The organism is Rathayibacter sp. VKM Ac-2760, assembly GCF_009834185.1.
Taxonomy (GTDB): Bacteria; Actinomycetota; Actinomycetes; order Actinomycetales; family Microbacteriaceae; genus Rathayibacter.
Map to the genome: position 1 here is coordinate 4102691 of NZ_CP047173.1, position 21705 is coordinate 4124395.

Sequence of the window (21705 nt, forward strand, 5' to 3'; positions counted from 1 at the left end):
CTCGCCGCGGAGGAAGGCGAGCTCTCGGACGGTGAGGATCGCCGTCATCTCGGAGTCGTCGATGCCGCGCTCACGCCATTCCGGCCGAGGCCAAGCGCGAAACGGCTCCCGAAGGGGGTGAATGCGCTCGACAGACGGACATCGGCTGAAATGAAGTGGTGCACTATCGGTCCGCGTGGAGTACCGCTTTAGCTGGGCGACCGTCAACCTCGTGTCAGCAGACAGCAGCGAAAGCTGCGTCCGCCGACCACCGAGGCGCCCTGCATCCTTGGAATCGAGGCACTGGCCGCACCAGCGGTCGGTCAACATCGAGGTCGCCAACGTTTCATCGGCGCCTAGGTCTAGCCAAAGTGACTCCGCTGAGATACGACGGCTGCGCGCGCAGACGATCGCGACCTCCACCACTCTGGTCCAACGAGCTGCTCCCACGGACGCGCGAAATGAGGGAGTGGCCGTTCAGACGACGTCAGACGGGTCAGAATGGTCCACATGGAGACCGCTGATGAGTCGAGCACGACGGCTGCGCCCAAGAAAAACACCGTCGGTGGGGTCGCCGACAAGTTGGGCAACAAGTACGAGCTCTCTTGGGCGATTCTTTACGCCTTGCGATGCATTCAAGATGAGCGACGAAGCATCACTTTCGAGGATCTCGACCCAGACCTGGCCGAAGGGTCAGAGTTCACCTTTGTAGATGAGCACGGGACTATTACCGTCACACAGGTCAAGCGTCAACACAGCATTACTGATCACTGGACGGTAGCGGCTCTGCGCAGTCGCGGAATCTTTGCAGCAGCGACACACCACGTCGCGGCCGGCCGCGAGTACCACTTCAGCTCGATGACACCAAGTGCCTCCCTCCGTGAGTTGAGCGAACGGGTTCGCCAGTCTGTTGACCTCCACCAGTTCACTGCGCATCAACTGACCCAAGAGCTGCGGCAAGTCTTTGATCAACTCTCAGCCCCGGACGTGCTCGGCAGTCCTGAAACCGCTTGGAGTGTGCTCCGCGGCATGTGGTTCGAGGTTGAGGACGAGCAGCAGCAGGTCAAAACGAATGCCATGCTCGCCGCCACGATGCTAGAGGGCGTAGCCGAGACGCTGCTGCCTATCGTGGTAGGAGCTGTTTTACTCGATAATCTTCGCCGTCGTCTCACACGGCGCGAATTGTTAGAGGGGCTATCCCGCCATAATGTTTTCGCCCGCCACGACATGGCGAGGCAGAATGCGCACGATGAAGTCCTCTCTACGACCGCGAGCTGGCGGGGCAGTGTGGAACGCGAGTTGCTCAGTCCTCCTATTCCCCGAGCCGAATCCACTGATCTGGTCGAGCTTATGAACACGACACGGTTGGCGTTGGTCGTCGGCACGGGCGGTGGCGGCAAGAGTTCTATCGTCTATCAAGCAGCGAACTATTTGGAATCGCATGGCGCTGAAGTACTAGCGTTCCGGCTTGACCGTCGTGGTTCATTTAGTTCGACAACCGAGCTAGGTGGGCAGCTAGGCTTGTCTGCCTCGCCCGTCGCCTCGCTCCGCATGGCAGCCGATGGTCGCGACGCGTTCTTAATTGTCGACCAGCTCGACGCCGTGTCGCTGGCATCGGGTCGACTGTCCGAACGCTTCGACGTAGTTGCCGACTTGATCAACGAGGCTATGGCGGTCGAGGGCGTATCAGTCATCATCGCATGTCGACTATTCGACGTCGAGAATGATCACAGGATTCGCAAGCTCGACGCCGCAGAGGACGTCAGGCGTCTCACAGTCCTGCCTCTACCCGAGGAAGCCGTCACCGACGCCGTAGAGGCAATGGGCCTGGACAGCACTAATCTCACCGTGAAACAACGTGAGCTCCTCAGAACGCCTCTAAACCTCGTGCTCCTCCAAACCATCGCGGGTCAAGCGAGCGCACTCAACTTCACGTCGCGCGGATCACTTTTTGAGGCCTTTTGGCAGCGGAAGCGCCAGACCATCAAAGACCGTCGCCCAGATATCCGCTTTAACGACGTTTTGGCCCGCGTCGCAAACGCAGTTAGCGATCAGCAAACCCTTTCGGTCCCCACCGACATACTCGACGCTGAGGACTACATCGATGACGCTTATGTATTAGCGTCTGAACAGGTTCTCGCCATCGACGGCGACCGCGTCTCCTTTTTTCATGAAACATTCTTTGACTACACTTTCGCGAGGCAATGGCTATCGCGACAGCAGTCAATGGTCGAGTTCCTACAGCTTCAGGAGCAAGAGCTATTCCGTCGAGCTCAAGTGCGTCAGATTCTTGAACTACTGCGGGAGCGCGATCCAATCCGGTTTCGCACGGAGATCGATGCCGTGCTGACAGCGCCAGAGATTCGGTCCCACATCAAAGAAACGGTTCTGACGGTCTTCGCCAACGTGGCCGCTCCGACAAACGACGACCTCGCCCTATTCATCCGCGTCAGCGAGACCGACCCGGCCCGGAACAAACCCCTCTGGCAACAGATCACCCGGCAAACCTGGTTCGATGTGGTCCACAAAAGTGGACTTATAGAAATATGGCTCGACAGCGATGATCAGCAACAGCGGGAGCAAGGCACCAGTTGGCTCGCCGTCGCCGGAGACGACCGTGGAGGGGTGGCGGTGGGACTGCTTGCCTCTCGTCGCGACGCACCCGACTACCTCAACCGATTACGCTGGCTCGTCCAGCGTGCCGAACTGAATCGAAATCGGCCGCTGTTCGACCTGATGCTTGAAGCTGTGCGATCCGGTGACTTCGATCTGGCTGACGACGACCTTTCGCGGTCGACCCGTGGCCTCGCCGCGCATGAGCCGCTCTTGGCAATTGAGCTACTCCGGGCAGTCTTTGCGGAAAGCCCCTTAGCGTTGGTCACGGACAACGTCGGCAAGATCAGAATCCTTGAGAGGCGAAGTTACGGGCTCACCAAACTTATAAGGGAGGTAAGCAAGTCCGAACCTCAAGCGTTTGCTGAGACTCTCGTACCTTACCTTCTCGCCGTGATGCAAAAAACGGCATATGGGCGACATGGAGACTCTTTAGTTCAAGACCGCCATTTCGGCTTGCGAATGCCACCAGGGTCACATTCGGGCAATGTCGGCGATGTACTCTACATCTGCGCTGCAAGAGCTCTTGCAGATTACGCTACGGCGATGCCAGATTCGGCTAGCCGGCTTCTACAGATGTTGGCCGCAGATGAGCACGATGCCGCTCAGGCACTCTTGTTCCAAACTCTGATCGCCGGCGGAGCGCACTTTACTGACTGGGCTGCGCACCTGATATTGGAAGGTGGTAACCGACTTCGCTGCGGCTACGCCTCAGATGGATGCTGGCTATCGCGGGAAGTTGTAGAGTTCATCGCCCCGCTCGTCACTGACGAAGACCATGCGCGCCTTGAAGCTCAACTGCGCGATCTTCACGATCCATACGAACGACGCCAATCATTCGGATATGCTGCGTTCAAATTTCTGAGCGCTCTCGATCAAGCCAGGCTGAGTCCGATCGGCAAACGACGGCTTGCTGAGTACCAACGAAAATTTGAGATGGACGTGCCACCTCCTCCATCCGGCATTATGAGCTACACAGTCGGTTCTCCAATCGAGGCGGCTGCAAGCGTCAAGATGTCTAATAGACAGTGGCTACGAGCGCTAGACAAGCATGCTAGGGACGATCGAAATCGCGAAGATCCATCGGTCGGCGGCGCTCGCGAACTCTCACAACTACTTAAGGCGCGCACAGCCGAGGACCCTGTCCGATTCGCGTCGCTGGCCATGCATATCACGGCGACGACAAACGCGGCCTATCCCAGTGCCATCCTTTGGGGCTTCGGTGAAGCGAAAATCCCGCTCGAGGAACAATCTGCTGTCTTCGATGCCATCCGTCACATCGCGAGCCTCGGCTTAGAGGAATGCGATCGCTGGCTTGGGTGGTCCTTGCGCCGCGTTCTTGACGAAACCCCGCTCGATCTGGTCGAGATGATCAGAGACCGTGCTCTGCATGCGTCAAGCCCAAAAGACGACTCGCCGATATTCACCCGTCAAGGTGACGAGACGCCCGGTCGCGACCTCTGGCAACAGGGTAGGAATACCGCAAGAGGCAGCCTCGCTGAAGAACTAGGCGACCTACTCATTCATGACGCTGATGGCCGGCGGACTGAAGTGGTCAGTCCCTATCTGGACGCCCTCGCCAGCGACTCGGTCCTCAGCGTGCGATCATGCGTCGCCCACACGATTGCCGCTTCCCTGCGATACGCACGGCCAAAGGCATACGAGGCCTTCGAACACCTGATTGACACCGACGATATCCTCCTCGCTTCAGACCACGTAAGGAACCTGATGCGCTACATTGGCAACTCCGACGCGGACCGAATAGACCCAGTCATTGACCGCATGCTGAAATCAAAGAGTTCTGAGGTACGACATGCGGGCGGTAGCATTGCTGCGTTCGCGGCACTCCAATGGGAACGCCCTCACATGATGAATCGAGCACTCGCATGCGGCATCGATGTCCGGACTGGCGTCGCTGTCGTGTGTAGCTCGTGGGTGGGTCAAGCCGCCAATTCCGATTTAGTCTTTTCTACGCTGCGCAACTTGATGCACGACGATGAAGAAAAGGTCCGCGAAGCCGTGGGCCACCTGGCCGAAAACTTAAGGGGGTACGCATTGCGCCCGTTTGCCGCCCTTCTAGCGGACCTCATTGCGTCGCCAAGTTATGTGAGCGCCACGCCACAACTGCTAATAACACTGCAAGAGGCACCCGATGAGGTGGACGACCTGGTTGAGTTCGCGTCGCATCGCTTCCTCGATATTCATGGACAGGACGTAGCAGACATCCGGACCGGTGCGGCTAGCGATGCACACTACATCTCGGAATTGGTGATTCGAGGTCTTGCGCAGACACACGATAGGAGACGAGTATCTGCGCTACTCGATGTCCTCGATCGCTTGCTCGAGCTGAGGGTGCACGGTGTTGATGACTCGATTGAGCAGGCTGAGCGCGCATAAGCGTTGAACAAGACCGAGACAGCAACGCCGTTGCAGCATCATCCACTCTCGGGAAAGCGAGCCGGCGGGTTGGAAAGCGATCCGGAGGAGGGGGCTAGAACTGGACGGAATATCTCGGACCTGACCGAATGTGTGCAAATAATCAGACGGCTTCTTAAGTCGCTACTGGATCGGGCGTGTAGGCGCATCGCTGAGTGCTTTCAAGTAGCGATCGTTGGGGTATTAGCAGCGATTCGAAGAAGCTATGGCTCAAGCGATTGTCGGACAACTGAGGATGAGCTCGACGCCGATGCGTTGGCTTGATGCCGCATCTCGTCAGAGAGCTCCCAAAGCGCACTTGAGCTGATCGACGCGCTAGCTGTAGTTCCTCGGGACGTTGTGAACGGGTGACGTAGAAGAAGACCTCCGGGACGATGTGGGCTACCACACACGCATCGTCACCGGAGGTCTTCGTGACTCACGCTAATGCCCCCGTCACGCCGACCGGCAGGGAACGTCTGGCTCGGCTGATCGTTATCGACGGCTGGCCTGTGCGCCGGGCGGCGGAGAGGTTCCAGTGCTCACCAGCGACTGCCGCGAAGTGGGCCGAGAGATACCGATCCGGTCTGCCGATGACTGTCAGGTCGTCCCGGCCGCTGACCAGCCCGAACCGGCTTGCGACTCGCCTTGAGCGGCGCATCATCGGTCTGCGTTTCACGCGTGGTTGGGGTCCGCACAGGATCTCCTTCCACCTTGGAGTTCCTCGATCAACGGTCGGCAGGGTGCTCACCCGCTTCCGAATGCCGCTGCTCGTGCACCTGGACCGCGCCACCGGACTGCCAGTGCGACGACCCGTTCCCGTGCGTTACGAGAAGGCTCGGGCCGGCGAGCTGGTGCACATGGACATCAAGAAACTCGGTCGAATCCCCGACGGCGGCGGATGGCGAGCACACGGCCGAGGATCAGCGCAGGACCGCAGCTCCCACGTCAGCAGAACCCGCGCCAAACGAGCCGGAGCGGCCGGCTCCCGCGGCTTCCGCTATCTGCACCACGTGGTCGATGACCACTCAAGACTCGCGTTCTCCGAGATCCTCGCCGACGAACGAACCGACACCGTCATCGAGTTCTGGCGCCGCGCGACCACGTTCTTCGCCCATGCCGGCATCACCATCGAGCAGGTCATGACCGACAACGGCCCCGCCTACCGATCTCACGCCTTCAACGCCGAGCTCGGCACGATCCGCCACCGCTTCACCCGCCCCTACCGGCCCCAGACCAACGGCAAGGTCGAGCGCTTCAACCGCACCCTCGCCGCCGAATGGGCCTACGCCACCACCTACGACTCAGACGACGCCCGATCCGCCACCTACGCCGCTTGGCTCCATCACTACAATCACCACCGACCCCACACCGGCATCGGCGGATCAACCCCCGCAGAACGCGTCCACAACCTCACGGGGAACTACAGCTAGCCGCTCGATCCGGAGCAGTGCCATGTCCGCGACTCACTGCGTCTGTAGCTCGCCACAGTCCTCGCGGGCGACCTCGTCACGAACCCCTTCGTCGCCACCGGAGCTGGCCCTGCTTGGAATCTACTCGCGGGTCCCGAGTCGGGTTCAAGCGACATCGGAGTGATGGGATTCATCGAAACCAGGGTCATAGAGAAAGGTCCACGCGATCCCCCACCGCAGATCACTCAGCTCCCGCCTCCACCACGAGCCACTGACCGCGAGATGAGTACCGACCTGCACCGAGAAGCAGCCCGCTGGCTCACCGTCGAACGACGCCTCGGCGACCGCCTCGCGAAACCGCTCGAGCTCAGGACGCAACTGCGGCGAATCACGCTTGCCCGAGTGGAAGGACATTCGCCGACGATACTGCGCCGAACTTGCCACAGCCACCGACCTGCTCAGCGGATGACCCGACAGTCATCCCCCGACGGCACCGATGCTCACGCTCCTCGAAGCAGCGATCGAACGGCCTCGATCGTGAACCCCGTTGCGACGGCGAGCTCGTGCTCGGTCGCACCGAGACGGACGGCCGAGCGCGCAGCGACGACGGCCCTCTCCCCTGCACCCGAATCCGAAGACGGACTGCGGAGAAGTGCGGCCTGCTCCGACGCGCGGGAGAGAGCCGCCGCCGTCTCGCTGGGCAGAAGCCTCGACGGCTCGTTCAGATCGATCTCCCACCCGCGAGCGGGCAGCTCCGTCGCCCCATCCATGTCTCGACGCTACTCACAGTCGAGCTGGAGCACCCGTCACGTGCTCCGTCGCCCGATCCCGAGACGGGGCGCCGATCGATCGACACTCCGACCGGCGCGCACGAGCGCGGATCGCCCCTCGGCGGCCGCGAGGATCAACGATCCGATGACGTTCCCGGCACTCCCGATGCGGGCGGCCGCAAGCAGTGCTTCACTGACCCGCATGAAGCAGGGGCGATTAGGACGAGTGACATCCCTCGTCGTCGCTGCCGCCATCGCGCTCAGCGCCGGCGGTTGCACCGGCATCACGTCGAGCTCGGCCGGATCCTGTGCCGCCACGGTGATCGAACTCCAGGAGTCGTCCCTGCACCCCGGCGGAGTCGTCCGCATCAGCGCCGACTTCATCTGGGAGACCTGCGAGGACACCGGAGGCACGAGCCGCGCCGCCTCCGACGTCACGGTCACCATCACCCCCTCCGCGAGCGGCGAGGAGATACTGCTCGGCCGACCGATTCCGAAGGGCGAACGGTCGACGGTCGACGCGTGCTTCGACCTTCCTGCCGATCTGCCCACCGGTCCCGCCGTGCTCGCCCTGCGCACGCGGAGCGGCGACCCGATCGATGTCGAACTGCCCGTCGAGATCACGATCCCCCACGGGACGCTCGGCTCCGCAGACAGCAGCTGAGGACGATCGGGCCGGGCAGCGCACGGGAGGCGGAGTCGTCATCGACGTCATCCACGCGAGAACCGATGCCTCGCCCGCTCAGCACGCTCCCGCCGCCCGCTGCGCCGCATCGGTGCGTGCTCCGACGAGGCCGGAGCGGGCGCCGGCGACCGTGCCCAGGAGTGGCCGGTCAGGTGCGAGCTGCGGCCACTGCCGAGAAGGCCACACGGATGAGGGCGGACTCGACGGTCGTGAGCTCGGCATCGACGCGATCGATCAGCGGATCCCTCTCGAGCGAATCGATCCATGTCGCGTAACCGTCGTAGTACGCGCGGACCCCGGCATCCGCGAGCACACCCGCCTGACGCGCATCGCCGAGTCGTGCGGTCAGGGCGGCATCGAGGGCGTCCGTGATCGCGGATCGCTTGAACGCCGCACGCTCTCGCAGCTCGAGGCTCGCGGGGATGATGGCGGCGAGCCGCTGGCGGATCTGCCGCCTGTCGTCGGCGTGGACCGCGCAGAGAGGCAGGATCCCTGCCCGGAGGATCTCGAACGGCGTGCTGCCCGGCCTCGCACCCTCCACACCCTGAACGGCGAGGGCGACCAGCTCTTCCTGCCCCTGGAACAGGATCTCCCGCTTGTCGGCGAAGTGCCGGAACAGCGTCGTGCGGGTCACGTGGGCCCGGTCGGCGATCTGCGCCGCCGTCGTGTCGTCGTACCCGCGCTCGGCGAAGAGCTCCACCGCGGCGTGCAGCAGCCTTCCCCGCGTATCCGGTTCCCATCGAGCCATCCCACGAGTCTAGTGATGACATCGAGTCACATCGAAGCGGGGGAAGTGTGCCGCGTCATCACTCGTCGAGAACGCTGACGAGGATCGGGTGATGCAACAGAGGCACATCGCATGTATCGTCATGTGCCTGAGTCACATCATCGAGCGGACTCGGTCGGATCACCGCAGAGCGCGGTGACCGTCACGGACAGGAGTGGTCACATGCGCGTCTTCGTCACCGGAGCATCCGGGTGGATCGGAACAGCCCTCACGAGCGAACTCGCCGCGGCGGGACACGAGGTCCGCGGACTCGTCCGCTCCGAGGCGTCGGCCGCGAAGGTGCGCCGCGCGGGCGTCACCCCGGTGAGGGGCGACATGGGCGATCACGACCTGCTGGTCGCGGAGGCCCTGGGCGCGGACGCCACCGCGCATCTCGCGTTCACCCTCGACTTCGCCGCGTTCGACGCGGCCGTCGACAACGAGGTGCGCCTCCTCGAGCGGATCGGGTCGGCGCTGGACGGCACGGGGAAGGCCTTCTTCGCCGCGTCCGGCACTCCGATGAGCCTCGGGCAGCTCGCCACCGAGGCGGACGAGCTCGATCCCGCAGGACCGGCCGGCGCGCGGTCCCGCACGGCGAGGGCCGTGCTGGCGCTGTCCGAGCTCGGCATCCGCTCCGGTCTCGTGCGGATGCCCCGCACCGTCCACGGAGAAGGGGACCACAACGGCCTCATCGCCCTGCTCGTCGGCCTCGACCGTCAGCTCGGAACCGCCGCCTACGTCGGGGACGGATCGAACAGATGGCCCGCTGTGCACCTCAGCGACGCCGGCCGGCTGTTCCGCATCGCGCTGGAGACGGCACCCGCCGGAGCCGTGCTGCACGCCGTCGGCGAGGAGGGCGTGGTGATGCGCGACGTCGCCGAGGCCATCGCCGGGAAGACCGGCCTGACGGCCTCGGCCGTCGATCCGGAGCGGCTCGGCGTGTTCGGCGCCCTGCTCGGCGGCGACCAGCCCGCCTCCAACGCCATCACCCGGCACCTCGTCGCGTGGGAGCCGACCGGCCCGACGCTGCTCGACGACCTCGAGGCCGGCTACTACACGGCCTGAGTCGCGGGGGGGGGGGGGGGCGGCGTTCCGGCAACGGGAGAGACCGAGCCGAGGCCCCGAGCTGGAGGAAGGAGTGGCCCCCCAGGTGATCGTCGTGTCCGTCGGGGCCCCGTCGACGGCCGGCGCCGAGACGAGGCGGAGAACAGCAGGCCGAGGACGACCACGACGGCCCCCGCTCCTCCCGCGGATCGATTCGAGGCGAGAGCCGTGGGGGCGCGGGTCACCACGCCCCCACGGCGGGGGTCACTCGAAGAGCGAGAGGGTGAGTTCGCCGGTGTAGTCGCCGGCTTCGACGGTCGCGTCGGTGCGCAGGAACAGGTCCGCGGACGCGGTCCACTGCCCTTCCTCCGCGACGGCGCCGGAGTCCAGGGCGAGGGCGAGCAGCTCCTGGTCGACGAGGCCGACCGCGTCGTCACCGTCGTCGAGGACCGTGTCGACCCGGTCGCCCTCGGTCACGAGCCCGGACTCGCCGCCGTCGATCAGACGGGGCGTCCAGCCGAAGTGGTCGGCGCCGATCGGCTCCTGAGCGGCGTCGCCGGTGAACTCGCCCGCCGATCCCAGGACGTACCAGCCTGCGCCCTCCGGGATCTCCTCCGGGCTGCGGGTGTCGGTCACGGTCACCGTCGGCAGGGCGCCCGTGAACTGACGCACGAGCGTCGTCGATCCGTCCTCGGCCAGATCGGTCGAGGAGCCCGCGACGGTCATCGCGAGCACCCCCGGCTCGTTCAGCTCGGGGATGGAGACGTTCACGTCCACGCCCTCGTCGCCGTAGTTCTCATCGGCGACCGCCGCACCGGCGACCGCGCCCAGCAGCACGACCCCCGCCACGACCGCAGCGCAACGAGCCGCGAATCCCGATCTCACAGTGCCATGTCTGTTCATGATGTCTTCTCCTTCAGATCAGCAGGTCAGTTGCAGGACGTCGCGGCGTAGGGAGCCTCGACGGTGGTGACAGCGGGAGTGCCGTCGACGGTCGCGGTCGCAGCGACCGTGACGACGCCGGCGGGGATCGTGGCGGCGCGGGTCGTGAAGGCGTGCGAGGCGCTCTTCCCGGCGGCGACGGCGGCGAAGGACTTGCTGCCGAACGTCGACGTGGCGGTCATCGCGACCGGGAACCCGTTCCCGTTCACCGCCTGCACCGTCACCAGCGCCTTCCCGGCGACACAACGCGTGGCGGCGGTCGCCGTGACAGTCAGCGCCGGGGTGTCGTCGGCGCGGATCTCGGGGGCGTCGACGGCCCAGTAGCCGTTGTTGCCCGCTTCGGTGAGCTTCCAGCCGATGCGGACCGAGGTGGCGCCGGCCGGGGCGACGGTGGAGAGGCTCAGGGGCTGGTCGATGTCGAAGAGAACGCCCTGGGAGGCGTCGCGGCTCCACAGCACCTGCTCGACGCCGTTGTCGTAGCTCGCGACCACTTCGGCGTGCTGGGGCGCCTCGGCGTCCATCTGCCGGTAGTGGTGCACGAACGAGACGTCGACCGCTCCGCCGGGGGAGACCCGCTGCGAGGGCGACTGCAGGGTCGAATCGAAGCGGCCACCTGCTCCGGCGGGGTCGCCGACGTCGTTCCACTCGTCCGGGTCGGCCACGGCGACCACGTCGCGTCCGCGCACGAAGGAGCCGCGGCCCTGACCCTCCTCGCTGGTGGCCCAGAACTCGCCACTCATGAACGACCAGCCGCGGTACTCGCTGACACCGCCGGTGGTGCGCTCGTCGATCCGCCAGCCCTCGGGGGCCTGCTTGGTCCAGCCTCCGCTGTCGCTCGGCTTCGCCGGCTCGTCGACGACTCCGCGCAGCGCCGGCGCGACGGTGTCGAAGGGGTCGGTCGAGGCGGTTCCGATCGGGACGCCCTCGAGGCCCCAGGCGGGGTCGATGTCGACGCCGAGGTGATCGAGCACGGTGGGGGCGATGTCGACCTGGCGCCATTCGCGGGTGGCTGTCCCCGTCGCGGGGACGTCACCGCCGGAGGCGAGAGTCCAGATCATCCGCGTGAGGTGCTGATCGCCGCCGTGGCTGTAACCGGTGAAGCCGTGGTCGGTGGAGGCGACGACGAGCCAGTCCTCCTCGGCGTAGCTGGCGCGGTCCTTGATCGCGGTGACCAGCTGCCCGACCCGCTGGTCGAGGGTCTCGATGGTGGTCTTGTACTGGGGTGATTCGGCGGTGTAGGCGTGACCGGTGGCGTCCCCGTCGTGGAGGTAGACCACCATCGCATCCGGGTTGCGGGTGGAGAGGACCTCGACGGCGTCGTCGACGCTCTGAGCGTCGGTGACCTTCTTGTCGGAGCCGTTCTGCTGCATCTTCACGTCGGGACGGAGGATGAGGTTGTCGTTCAGCGGCGCCCAGTCGGCGGTGGAGAAGGTCGAGAAGCCGGGATCCACCTGCTCGAGCCGGGTGAGGACGTCGGGGTAGGCCTCGATGTTCGGGTTCACGAAGTCGTTGTCGGGAGAGCGGTGCTTGTCGACCCACACTCCGCTGAGGAGGTTCGCGTGGCCGTGCCCGGAGACGGTGGGGCCGAGGGCGTTGTCCTGCATGTAGCCGACGCCGATCTGGCCGTCTGCGGCGAGAGCGTCGATGTTCGGGGTGTCGTACTCGCGCAGCTTGTCGTAGCGGACGCCGTCGAAGTCGATGAACAGCACCTTGCGGTCGCTGATGCCGTCGGGGACGTCCGAGGGCTGGGGGCCGGGCGCGGGAAGGGGGGCCTCGGCGCCCTCGGGGGCCTCGCTGGTGACGGCGATGTTGTCGACCGCCCAGTACCAGTCGTTGGTGGCCTTCTCGATCACCCAGCTGAGCTGCATGCTGGTGGCGCCGGCCGGAACGGCGACGGGCTGGGTGAGCGAGCGGTTCTGGAGGTAGGTCTGATCGCCGAGGACGGCAGTGGAGTACTCGAAGAGGCGCTTCGTCGCGCCGCCGTCGAAGGACACCTCGAGTGCGGCGACCTGCGGACCGGTCTGGCGGTAGTTGGAGTCGAAGTTCACGTGGACGGTGCGTCCACCGGGAACGGCGATCGGGGCCGAGGTGAGCGTGCTGGCGAACAGCTGCTCCCCCGGGTTGTTCCCGTCGTCCCACTCGTCGTTGTCGGCGACGGCGACGACGCCGGAGCCCTTGGTGAAGTCCTCCCGGCCCTGGCCGGTCTGCGCGGCCGCCCAGAACGCCGGGGTCGCGAAGGTCCAGCCTCGCCACTCGCTCTTGCCCTTCGTGCCGATCGAGGGTCCGTTGGTCACGGTCCAGCCGGTCGGCGCCGTCGGTGTCCATCCCAGGGTCGAGGCCGGTATGCCCGTCTCGTCCACGCGCGGCCGCAGCGCCGACGTGAGGGAGTCGAAGTCCTCGGAGCTGAAGGGCGCGGCGGCGTCGGCCGCCGCTTCCGCTCCGGTGGCGGCGAGGGCGGGCTGCGTGGGCAGCAGGAGCGCCGCCCCGACGCAGAGGGCGAGGCCGGTGGCGGCGGCTCGATGTCGTGATCGCATGACGGGTCCTTCCAGTGGTCCGATGCGAGTCAGCCTGTCGATACCGGATGACATCGACGAGGCCGTGAGACGACACATAGGTAAACTAGTTGGACCGCTTGAAGGCATTAATGCACACAGGTCGTCGACAACGCGTCCGGCGAGGAGGACGTGGGGCGCACCGGCGCTCCGGCACGGCCGAGCAGCGGGTCGTGGGAGGGCGGCGGTCGGACGTGCGGGTCAGGAGCCGATGGAGCGGATGAAGTGCTCGCCCTCGCGAGCGCGCCCTGACGCGGCGAGCGTGAAGCGGATGATGTCGCTGCGGTACCTGTCGTCCGACGCTTCGAAGACCCGACCGTCCGGGCCCCTCGTCACTCGGTGCAGGCGGAGGATCGGCGCGCCCGGCTCGACGTCGAGCAGCCGGCTGTCGAGATCGTCGGCGGCCACGGCGTCGATCTCGTGGTCCACCTCCGTGTAGCCCAGGCCGCGACTGTCGAGGTACTCCGTGATCGACACGGTGTCGAGGTCGACGGCGAAGAGCAGCCGTCCGACCTCCTCGATGAAGGTGAGGCGCTCCAGCATGGTGGGACGCCCGTCGAGCAGGCGGAGCCGGACGACGTCGACGATGCCGTCACCCGGTTCGATGTTCAGCGCGCGGGCCTTCTCCTCGTCGGCGCGGCGCAGGCTCACCTCCTGGGTGCGAGCGCCGGGGGTGGTGCCCATGCTCTGCGCCCACCGGGTGAAGGGGATCGACACGTCGGCCGCCTGCTGGACCTTGCGCCGGATGACACGGGCGGGCCGGCCTCGGCGGGTCTCGATGTAGCCCTCGCTCCGCAAGGCCGCGAGCGCGTTGCGGATCGGTCCGCGCGAGGTGCGCCACAGCTCCGCGAGCTCTCCCTCGGAGGGGACCTCGTCGCCGGGCGAGAGCTCGCCGGAGGTGATCCGGGTGCGGAGCTCGTCCGCGATCTGCATGTAGAGCATGGCTGCCACGGAGGAATAGTACGGGCAGCACGATGATCCGGACCGACGCGACCGCCTCGCGGGTCACGTCGGTCCGGGGGTCACGCCCGCTGCCGGTGTCAGCGCGGCGAGACGGCGATGCGGACGGGCCCGCCGGCACCTGCGCGGCCGATGCCGTCGTCGAGGTGGTCGAGGGTGACGGTCTCGCCGACGAGGTCGGCGAAGGGCCAGGCGCGCCAGCGGTCGACGATGTAGTCGGTCGCGCGAGCGAGATCGAGGGGTGCGTAGTTGTGCACTCCGCGCACGGTCAGCAGCGCGCGGACGACCCGCTCCGGGTCGAGCGGGACGGACTCCGTCGGGAACACGCTGCCCACGAGGACGATGACGCCGCCGATTCCGGCGGAGGCGAGCGCGGCGCCGACCGCGGCGCGGGAGCCCGACGCTTCGAGGACGACATCGAAGTCCTCCGTCGCGACACCGGGTTCGAGCGTCGCGGCGGCGCCGAAGCGCCGGGCGAGGGCGCGGCGGGAGGGCTCAGGATCGACGACCGTCACCGTGGCACCGCGATCGACCGCCATCGCGGTCGCGGTGAGTCCGATCAGCCCGGCCCCGATGATCAGCACCTGCGCGCCGTCGAGCGGCTGCGTCTGCTCGGCGGCGGCGAGGGCGGCGTACGCGGTGGCCGTGCCGCACGAGACCGGGGCGAGGACCTTCGCGGGGACGTCCTCGGGCACGCGGACGACGGCGGTGCCGGCGAGCAGGTGGGTGTGGGTCGCGAATCCGCCTGAGAGCGCCCATCGGTCCTGGATCCGCTCGTGGCCGTACTTGCGGAGGGTACGGCACTTCTGGCTCCGCCCTGCCCGGCAGCGGTCGCAGTCGCCGCAGCTCGCGGCGAGGGACCAGAGCACCCGGTCCCCCACCTCCAGCGGTGAGCCTTCGACATCGCGCGGACCTCCGCTTCCGAGCGCGACGATGCGCCCGAGCTGCTCGTGGCCCAGGATCAGCGGGGTCGGAGCGGATCGGGCGCCGCGCGTCGTGTGCACATCGGAGCCGCAGATCGTCGCCAGTTCCACCTCGACGAGGACCTCGCCGGGCTCGAGGCGGACACTGACGAAGGCGACCGCCTCGTGCGGCCGGTCCGCCGCCATCCACACCATCGCGGTGGCGGAGGGCTCGAGCTCGACCCGGAGGGCGGCGCCGGCCGGGCGGGTCAGGACGGTCATCGCGCGGCGAGGGTGAGGGCGTGCAGCGCGGTGACGTCGTCGATGACGGCGTCCGCTCCGGCGTCGAGGAGTCGAGCGCGGTCGTGGGCGCCGGAGAGCACGCCGATCACGAGGCCCGCTCCGGCGGCACGCCCGGAGAGGACGTCGCTCGCGGTGTCGCCGATGACGGCGACGGCGCTCATCGCGCTGACTCCGGCGCGCAGGGCGGCGGTCAGCACCAGGTCGGGAGCGGGACGGCCGCGTCCGGCGTCGACCGGGGAGAGGGCGATGTCGACGAGGTCCTCCCAGCCGAGCGCCGCCAGGATCGCGTCGCGCGTGACCGGCGCGAAGCCGGTGGTGAGCGCGACGGCGACGCCGGCGTCGCGCAGGGCGCGGATGACGTCCTCCGCGCCGGACAGCGGGGCAGCGGCCCCCTCGGTGATCAGCTCGGCGTACGCGTCCTCGAAGGCCGCCGTCGCGCGCTCCGCCGCCACCGTGTCGCCGCCGGCGAGGTGGGTGAAGACGTCGATCTTGGACTGCCCCATCGTGTGCCGGACGTACTCGAGCGCCTCGGCCCAGGGCAGGCGGTCGGCGACTCCCGTGCGCTCGGCGGCGCGCTGGAACGCCTGCTCCACGACGCCGTCATCGGTGACGGTGGTGCCCGCCATGTCGAGGACGACGAGTTCGATTCCCGTCAGCGCCGAGCCGAGGGCGGGAGCGGCGGAGGTGGTGGTGGTCATCGAGTGCCTTTCGTGGTGAGGAGGACGGGGGCTGCGGCGCTGTCGAAGCGCGCGGCGAGGGCGGTCTCGGCGAGGCCGAGGCCCGTGGTCATGCCGATCCCGGTGGTGACGGTGAGGACGAGCACTCCCTCGGCCGGCTCGGCGATCAGGAACTCGTGCCGTCCGCTGGCGTAGACGCCCTGCCAGCGCTCGAGCACTCGAGCCGGTGCGCCGAACAGGCGCTCGGTCTCGGCGAGCAGCAGCTCCGCGACGGCCTCGGACTGGAACGGCCCGGGAGTCGCCGAGCGGAAGTGCGAGTCGCCCACGACGAGCGAGCCGTCGGGGAGCTGGGTGTACATCTGGTTCAGATCGATGGCGGCGAGGTCGGGCCGCGTGCTGTGCAGCCGCTGCCGGACGGCGGCGGCCTCGGGCAGGGTCGCGAATCCGCTGTACCGGATGAGCGACCAGCCCGTCAGCAGCGGGGCACCGAGCGGCGCGGTGAGCGGCAGCTGAACGCGCAGCATGTCCAGCGAGCAGCGGAGCACGTCGTTCGCCTCGGCGAGCTCGGGGAAGAGCTGGTCGAGGTCGTGGTTGACCGCGACGACGATCGTGTCGGCGAGAACGTCTCCGCGGCTGGTCCGGACACGGCCGTCGGCGGCGCGGCCGACGGCGGTGCGCATCCGGAACTCGACACCGAGGGACGTCAGGTACCGCACGATGGCGGAGGCCGCGCTGCGCGGATCCGTCTGCAGGTCGTAGGGCAGCAGCGCGCCTCCGACGATCCCCGTCGGAGCGACCGGGACGGCCGCGGTCGCCTCGCGCGCGTCGAGCACGCGGATCTCGGGTTCCTCGCCGAATCCGGAAGGGACGCGTCGGGCGGCAGCGGTCAGCAGAGCCAGCTCGTCGGCGTGCCGGGCGATGATGTGCGTGCCGCTCCGGCGCAGCCAGAAGCCGGCGTCGCGGGCGAGCCTCAGCCAGGCGTCCCGGGCGGCGAGGCTGTAGGTCAGGGCGTCGCCCGCCTGCGGGGTGAAGCACAGGTGTCCGAAGTTGCGGACCGTCGCTCCGACCGGCTCGACCGTGCGGTCGAGGACGACGACGCGCAGCCCCCGGCGGGCTGCGGCGTAGGCCGCGCCGAGGCCGACGATGCCCGAGCCGACGACGGCGACGTCGTAGCGCTCGCTCATCGGAGGACCCGCCGCAGCCACATCGCTAGACCCTCGACCAGGAGCACGGTCACCAGGATCATCAGGACGATCGCGGTCACGGTCGCGTAGTTCGAGCCCTGCGCCGCATTGAGGAGGTAGTAGCCGATCCCGCCGCCGCCGACGATGCCCAGGAGGGTCGCCGCGCGGATGTTGGTGTCGAGCAGGTAGAAGGTGTGGCCGAGCATGGCGCGGGCTCCCTGGGGGACGGTGGCTCCGGCGTAGACCTGGAGGCGGGTGGCGCCGGTCGCGACGAGGGCGCGCTCCGGTCCGGAGTCGACCTCCTCGAGCGAGTCGGCGATGAGCTTGCCGAGCAGCCCGACGCCGCCGACGGCCAGGGCGATCGTGCCGGCCTGGGTGCCGAGGCCCGAGATGACGATCAGCACGATCGCGAGGATCAGCTCGGGGACGCCGCGCACCGCGACCAGGAGCAGCCGGGATCCGCTGCGCGCGGCGCGGGTCGGCGCGACGTTGCGGGCGGCGAGCGAGCCGATCACGATCGATGCGACGACGGTCAGCAGCGCGGCGGCGAGCGCGATCGCGACGGTCTCGCGCATCGCCTCGATCATCTGCGACGCGTCGTAGTTGCCGAACGACGGAGGCCAGAACTGCACGGCCACCGCGGGGATCCGCGCCCAGAACGTCACGAAGTCGCTCCAGGTGATGTCGCTGACGACGACGCCCGCGATGATCACCAGCACCGTGACGGCGCCCGCGAGCGCGTTGCGGACGCGGGTCGCCGTCCAGGGCCGGCGCAGCGCCGTCCGGGGCGTGGCCGGCGCGAGGGGGGCGGCGGCGGGCGCGCCGCGGCGGCGCAGGCGCCGCATCATCCCGTCCACGGGGCCGGAGGAGGCGGCCCCCGTGCCCAGCATCGCGGTGCGGACGGAGCTGGAGACGATCTCCATCGCCACGCAGAGGGCGAAGACGACGATCGCGATGCCGATCCCGCGCCCGTACTCCAGCGACTTGAACGCGTAGGACATCTCCAGGCCCAGGCCCGCGACTCCGACGTAGCCGAGGATCACGGAGCCGCGCAGGTTGATGTCGTTGCGGTGCAGCACGGTGGCCACCCACGAGGGCAGCACCTGCGGGAGCACGCCCGAGGCGAACTCCTGGAGCTTCGAGCCTCCCGCCGCGCGGATCGCCAGGCGCGGGCCCTCGTCGATCTGCTCGATCGCGTCCGCGAACAGCTTCGAGATCATCCCGACCGAGTGGAGGCCGATCGCGAGGATGCCGGGGAGTGAGCCGAGGGAGAAGAGCAGGACGAACACCATGGCCAGTACGACGTCCGGGATCGCGCGGGCGAGGACCCCGAGGAAGCGGGCGGTGGCCCGCCAGCCGTGGCCGGGGGTGGTGTTGGCGGCGGCCAGGTAGGCGAGAGGGACCGAGAGGACCGCCGCGAGCAGGGTGCCGGTGAGCACGAGACCGAGCGTCAGCGCGGTGAGGGCGAGGAGCTCGGCCGGCTCGGGGAAGCTGATCGCGCCGACCCGGACGAAGAAGCGCTCGGCGTTCGACCACGACTGGATCATCCGCGGGATCGAGATGTCGATCTCGACGAGGGCGCCGATCGAGACGACGACCAGGGCGACGAGCGTGAGGATCGCGGCGATCCGCTCCGGGGAGCGGCGGGGGCGGGGGGCGCGCTCGGCGACCTCGGCCTCGTGGGCGCCGGTGCGCAGACGAGGCGGGAGCGTGGCGGTCACTGCGCCGCCTCCGGCGCGAGGAGCTCGTTCTGCACGGCCTCGAGCTCGGAGGTCGTGGTGGCGACGCGGCCGTAGATCTCCATGACCTCGGCCTTCGACAGGCCGGAGGCCGGAGTGTCGAGCACGACGGCGCCGTGACGCAGGCCGACGATGCGGTCGGCCCAGGCGATCGCGAGGTCGACCTGGTGGAGGCTGCAGATCACGGTGAGCCCCTCCTCCGCGGCGATCTCGCGGATGAGCCCCATCACCTGGTCGCTCGACTCGGGGTCGAGCGAGGCGACCGGCTCGTCGGCGAGGAGGATGCTCGGGTTCTGCATCAGCGCGCGGGCGATCGCCACGCGCTGCTGCTGCCCGCCGGAGAGGGTGTCGGCGCGCTGGTAGGCGCGCTCGAGCAGGCCGACCCGGTCGAGGTGCTGCAGGGCGCGCAGCTTCTTCGCCTTCGGGTAGCTCCACAGACCCAGGCGCGGACCGCGGAGCTCGGCGAGCGCGCCGGTCAGCACGTTCTCGAGGACGGTGAGCGAGGGAACGAGTTCGAACTGCTGGAAGATGAAGCCGACCCGGCCGCGGAGCTCCCGCAGTCGTCGTCCGCGGAGGGTCGGCACCTCCTCGCCGAGCACGGCGACGGATCCGCTGCTCGGGATCTCGAGGGCGTCGAGGTGGCGCAGGAGGGTAGACTTGCCCGACCCGGAGAGGCCGAGGAGGACGACGATCTCGCCGCGGCGGACCGTGAGCGACACACCGTCCAGGGCGGTCGTGGTGCCGAATCTCTTGGTGACATCGGTGATCGTGACCACGGTGTCGGTCGTCGAATCGGGAGTCGTCGTCATGGCATTCTCCAGGTCGGGTTCGTCAGTGTCGCCGGTCAGCGTCGCCGGTCGGCTACTTCTGGCACTGCGTCGCGTCGGTGACCTCGCAGATGTCGCGGATCTGGTCGTAGTACGCGTCGTCGACGGGCGTGGTCGCGTAGAAGACGCTGCGGAAGCCGTCGGTGTCGGCCGACTCGACGCCGGAGGCGATGATCTCGTCGATCGTGACCTCGCCGAGGATGTCGCGGAGCTGCTGCTTCAGGTCGTCGGGGAGGGTGTCCGACTCGACGATCGGGGCGCCGGGGACCATGGTCTCGGCGATGACCTCGACCTCGTCGGACTTCTCGACCTCGCTGTCCTCGGCGAAGCCGGCCTCGCACTCGACGCCCTCGCCGACCTTCTGCACGCTCACGTCGTGCTTGCCTGCGAACACGGGGGTGACGTCGGTCTCGGGGTCGATGCCGGCCTCGAGCAGGTTGTAGCTCGGGAACAGGTAGCCGGAGGTCGAGGACGGGTCGACGAAGCAGACCTTCTTGCCCTTCATCCCGGCGAGGTCCGTGATGGCGCTGCCCTTCGGGACGATCGCCTGCGAGTAGTAGCCCGGCTCCTGGCCCTCGGCCGTGGTGATCGAGGAGATCGGAGTGAGCTCGGCGCCGTTGTTGACGGCGGTGACGTAGGTGAAGCCGGAGAAGGAGGCGACATCGACCTGGCCCGCGATGGACGCCTCGATGAGGGCCGCGTAGTCGGTCGACTCGTTGTACTCGACCGTCTTGCCGGTCTCCTGCGCGATGTAGTCCATCAGCGGCTGGTAGTTGGTCTCGGTGTCGACGGAGTCGGGGACGACGCCGAACACCAGCGTGTCCGAGTCGACCGCGTAGCCGGCGCCCGCGTCGGCGGAGTCCGTTCCGGCAGCGGTGGAGGCGCCGGAGCAGCCTGCGAGGAGCGTGAGGGCACTGGCGACGGCGAGCGTCGCGAAGGAGATACGGGCGCGGGTCTTCATGATCGCCTTTCGGGCAGGGAGCGGAGGGGTGGTGGTGGGAACGACTGAGACTCTGCCGCAGGTCGGGGCATGATGTATGCCTAACTGGGGCTAAGTTCACGGGTTGTTAACCCACGTGGTGCTCGTCGGACCGCGAACGCCTCCCGAGGACCTGCGCCGATGGTTCGCATCCGCCGGCACGACGGCCGCCGAACGGTAAGGTTCCTATGTGGCAGATGTGATGTACAAGACGATCGCCGACGATCTGCGTCAGTCGATCGCCAGCGGCCGCCTCGCGCCCGGGGACGACGTGCCGACCGAGGGTGAGCTCGCTGCGCGGTGGGACACGTCACGCGGTCCCGTCCGCAACGCGCTCGCCGCGCTGCGCCACGAGGGCCTCATCGAGACGACCCGCGGCCGGCCGAGCCGTGTCATCGAGCGCAAGACGCAGCAGGCCGTCGACGTCTCCATCCCCTTCACCCGCTGGGCCCGCTCCATCGGCGCCGACCCGGGCGCGCTCACTCAGCAGGTGTCGCTGCGCCGCTCCGACGCCGCTCAGGCGGAGCTGCTCGGGATCCCCGAGGGAGAACTGGTCGTCGACGTCCTGCGTCTGCGCTCCCTCGACGGCAGGCCGACGATGCTCGAGCGGCTCACCTTCATCGAGAGCGCCGGCCGCAACCTCTTCGACGTCGATCTCGACACCGTCTCGATCACCGAGTTCCTCGAATCGTGCGGGTGGAAGTCGGCCGAGGTCGACCACGAGATCGATGCCGTCGCCGCGGACGACACGGACGCCCGCCTCCTGCAGCTCGCGCCGGGGGCGCCGGTGCTGCGACTGCACCGCACCACCCGCGACGCCGACGGCAGGACCTTCGAAGCGTCCGACGACCGCTACCGCAGCGACATCGTCCGATTCACCGTCTCGGCCACAGGGCGCCGACGCGACGGCGAGCACTTCATCCGCCCGGTCGGACTGTGACCACCTGCTCGGCGGC

General features: G+C 67.7%; 17 protein-coding genes. 5 read left to right on the top strand and 12 right to left on the bottom strand.

All coding sequences use genetic code 11. The features are described from left to right. Positions 1-489: 489 nt before the first annotated feature. On the top strand, positions 490-4989 hold the full coding sequence (locus GSU72_RS18830) for a hypothetical protein (protein WP_159986405.1): 4500 nt from the start codon (positions 490-492) through the stop codon (positions 4987-4989). A 452-nt stretch (positions 4990-5441) separates the two neighbouring features. After that, positions 5442-6440 carry an IS481 family transposase gene (locus tag GSU72_RS18835; protein ID WP_159986406.1) on the top strand — a complete coding sequence of 333 codons (999 nt, stop codon included), beginning with the start codon at positions 5442-5444 and terminating at the stop codon, positions 6438-6440. Positions 6441-6584: 144 nt separating this feature from the next. Here the strand turns inward: GSU72_RS18835 and GSU72_RS18840 are convergent, their stop codons facing one another. Together GSU72_RS18840 and GSU72_RS18845 are read right to left on the bottom strand one after the other, a co-directional pair. Next, the gene (locus GSU72_RS18840) at positions 6585-6833 is read right to left on the bottom strand and encodes a hypothetical protein (protein WP_159986407.1); all 249 of its coding nucleotides are present in this window, start codon (positions 6831-6833) and stop codon (positions 6585-6587) included. 86 nt (positions 6834-6919) lie between these two features. Further along, entirely contained in the window at positions 6920-7189 is a 270-nt protein-coding gene (locus tag GSU72_RS18845) for a hypothetical protein (RefSeq protein WP_159986408.1), read from the bottom strand. 145 nt (positions 7190-7334) lie between these two features. Here GSU72_RS18845 and GSU72_RS18850 point away from each other — a divergent pair, with 145 nt between their 5' ends. Continuing rightward, entirely contained in the window at positions 7335-7853 is a 519-nt protein-coding gene (locus GSU72_RS18850; protein ID WP_159986409.1) for a hypothetical protein, read from the top strand. Positions 7854-8022: 169 nt separating this feature from the next. On the opposite strand, the gene GSU72_RS18855 is transcribed toward GSU72_RS18850, so the two are convergent. Beyond that, a complete protein-coding gene (locus tag GSU72_RS18855; protein ID WP_159986410.1) occupies positions 8023-8622 on the bottom strand; it encodes a TetR/AcrR family transcriptional regulator in 600 nt (199 codons plus the stop codon). Between the two features lie 201 nt (positions 8623-8823). Here GSU72_RS18855 and GSU72_RS18860 point away from each other — a divergent pair, with 201 nt between their 5' ends. Then, positions 8824-9705 carry an NAD-dependent epimerase/dehydratase family protein gene (locus tag GSU72_RS18860; protein WP_159986411.1) on the top strand — a complete coding sequence of 294 codons (882 nt, stop codon included), beginning with the start codon at positions 8824-8826 and terminating at the stop codon, positions 9703-9705. Positions 9706-9948: 243 nt separating this feature from the next. On the opposite strand, the gene GSU72_RS18865 is transcribed toward GSU72_RS18860, so the two are convergent. The 9 genes from GSU72_RS18865 to GSU72_RS18905 form a co-directional block, all read right to left on the bottom strand. Further along, complete coding sequence (locus tag GSU72_RS18865; RefSeq protein ID WP_244255892.1) at positions 9949-10533, bottom strand: hypothetical protein; 585 nt, start codon at positions 10531-10533, stop codon at positions 9949-9951. A gap of 80 nt (positions 10534-10613) precedes the next feature. Next, complete coding sequence (locus GSU72_RS18870; protein ID WP_159986413.1) at positions 10614-13160, bottom strand: alkaline phosphatase family protein; 2547 nt, start codon at positions 13158-13160, stop codon at positions 10614-10616. A gap of 219 nt (positions 13161-13379) precedes the next feature. After that, positions 13380-14120, bottom strand: coding sequence for a GntR family transcriptional regulator (locus tag GSU72_RS18875; protein WP_167306130.1), 741 nt, complete (start codon positions 14118-14120; stop codon positions 13380-13382). Between the two features lie 98 nt (positions 14121-14218). Continuing rightward, entirely contained in the window at positions 14219-15322 is a 1104-nt protein-coding gene (locus GSU72_RS18880; RefSeq protein ID WP_159986415.1) for a zinc-binding dehydrogenase, read from the bottom strand. After that, entirely contained in the window at positions 15319-16041 is a 723-nt protein-coding gene (locus GSU72_RS18885) for an HAD-IA family hydrolase (RefSeq protein ID WP_159986416.1), read from the bottom strand. Before GSU72_RS18885 ends, GSU72_RS18880 begins: the two co-directional genes overlap by 4 nt. Next, positions 16038-17204 carry a TIGR03364 family FAD-dependent oxidoreductase gene (locus GSU72_RS18890; RefSeq protein ID WP_159986417.1) on the bottom strand — a complete coding sequence of 389 codons (1167 nt, stop codon included), beginning with the start codon at positions 17202-17204 and terminating at the stop codon, positions 16038-16040. Before GSU72_RS18890 ends, GSU72_RS18885 begins: the two co-directional genes overlap by 4 nt. Next, a complete protein-coding gene (locus tag GSU72_RS18895) occupies positions 17201-18925 on the bottom strand; it encodes an ABC transporter permease subunit (RefSeq protein ID WP_244255893.1) in 1725 nt (574 codons plus the stop codon). The genes GSU72_RS18890 and GSU72_RS18895 overlap by 4 nt, the downstream gene beginning before the upstream one ends. Further along, a complete protein-coding gene (phnC, locus tag GSU72_RS18900) occupies positions 18922-19752 on the bottom strand; it encodes a phosphonate ABC transporter ATP-binding protein (protein ID WP_159986418.1) in 831 nt (276 codons plus the stop codon). The genes GSU72_RS18895 and phnC overlap by 4 nt, the downstream gene beginning before the upstream one ends. 52 nt (positions 19753-19804) lie before the next feature. Then, positions 19805-20731 carry a phosphate/phosphite/phosphonate ABC transporter substrate-binding protein gene (locus tag GSU72_RS18905; RefSeq protein ID WP_159986419.1) on the bottom strand — a complete coding sequence of 309 codons (927 nt, stop codon included), beginning with the start codon at positions 20729-20731 and terminating at the stop codon, positions 19805-19807. 208 nt (positions 20732-20939) lie between these two features. On the opposite strand from GSU72_RS18905, the gene GSU72_RS18910 reads away from it, so the two are divergent. Then, entirely contained in the window at positions 20940-21689 is a 750-nt protein-coding gene (locus GSU72_RS18910; protein WP_244255894.1) for a GntR family transcriptional regulator, read from the top strand. Positions 21690-21705 lie beyond the last annotated feature (16 nt).

Bases quoted from the DNA above. Each gene is read 5' to 3' on its own strand.
- GSU72_RS18830 (WP_159986405.1), top strand. From the start codon at position 490: ATGGAGACCGCTGATGAGTCGAGCACGACGGCTGCGCCCAAGAAAAAC.
- GSU72_RS18840 (WP_159986407.1), bottom strand. From the start codon at position 6,833: ATGTCCTTCCACTCGGGCAAGCGTGATTCGCCGCAGTTGCGTCCTGAG.
- GSU72_RS18845 (WP_159986408.1), bottom strand. From the start codon at position 7,189: ATGGATGGGGCGACGGAGCTGCCCGCTCGCGGGTGGGAGATCGATCTG.
- GSU72_RS18850 (WP_159986409.1), top strand. From the start codon at position 7,335: ATGACGTTCCCGGCACTCCCGATGCGGGCGGCCGCAAGCAGTGCTTCA.
- GSU72_RS18855 (WP_159986410.1), bottom strand. From the start codon at position 8,622: ATGGCTCGATGGGAACCGGATACGCGGGGAAGGCTGCTGCACGCCGCG.
- GSU72_RS18860 (WP_159986411.1), top strand. From the start codon at position 8,824: ATGCGCGTCTTCGTCACCGGAGCATCCGGGTGGATCGGAACAGCCCTC.
- GSU72_RS18870 (WP_159986413.1), bottom strand. From the start codon at position 13,160: ATGCGATCACGACATCGAGCCGCCGCCACCGGCCTCGCCCTCTGCGTC.
- GSU72_RS18875 (WP_167306130.1), bottom strand. From the start codon at position 14,120: ATGCTCTACATGCAGATCGCGGACGAGCTCCGCACCCGGATCACCTCC.
- GSU72_RS18880 (WP_159986415.1), bottom strand. From the start codon at position 15,322: ATGACCGTCCTGACCCGCCCGGCCGGCGCCGCCCTCCGGGTCGAGCTC.
- GSU72_RS18885 (WP_159986416.1), bottom strand. From the start codon at position 16,041: ATGACCACCACCACCTCCGCCGCTCCCGCCCTCGGCTCGGCGCTGACG.
- GSU72_RS18890 (WP_159986417.1), bottom strand. From the start codon at position 17,204: ATGAGCGAGCGCTACGACGTCGCCGTCGTCGGCTCGGGCATCGTCGGC.
- phnC (WP_159986418.1), bottom strand. From the start codon at position 19,752: ATGACGACGACTCCCGATTCGACGACCGACACCGTGGTCACGATCACC.
- GSU72_RS18905 (WP_159986419.1), bottom strand. From the start codon at position 20,731: ATGAAGACCCGCGCCCGTATCTCCTTCGCGACGCTCGCCGTCGCCAGT.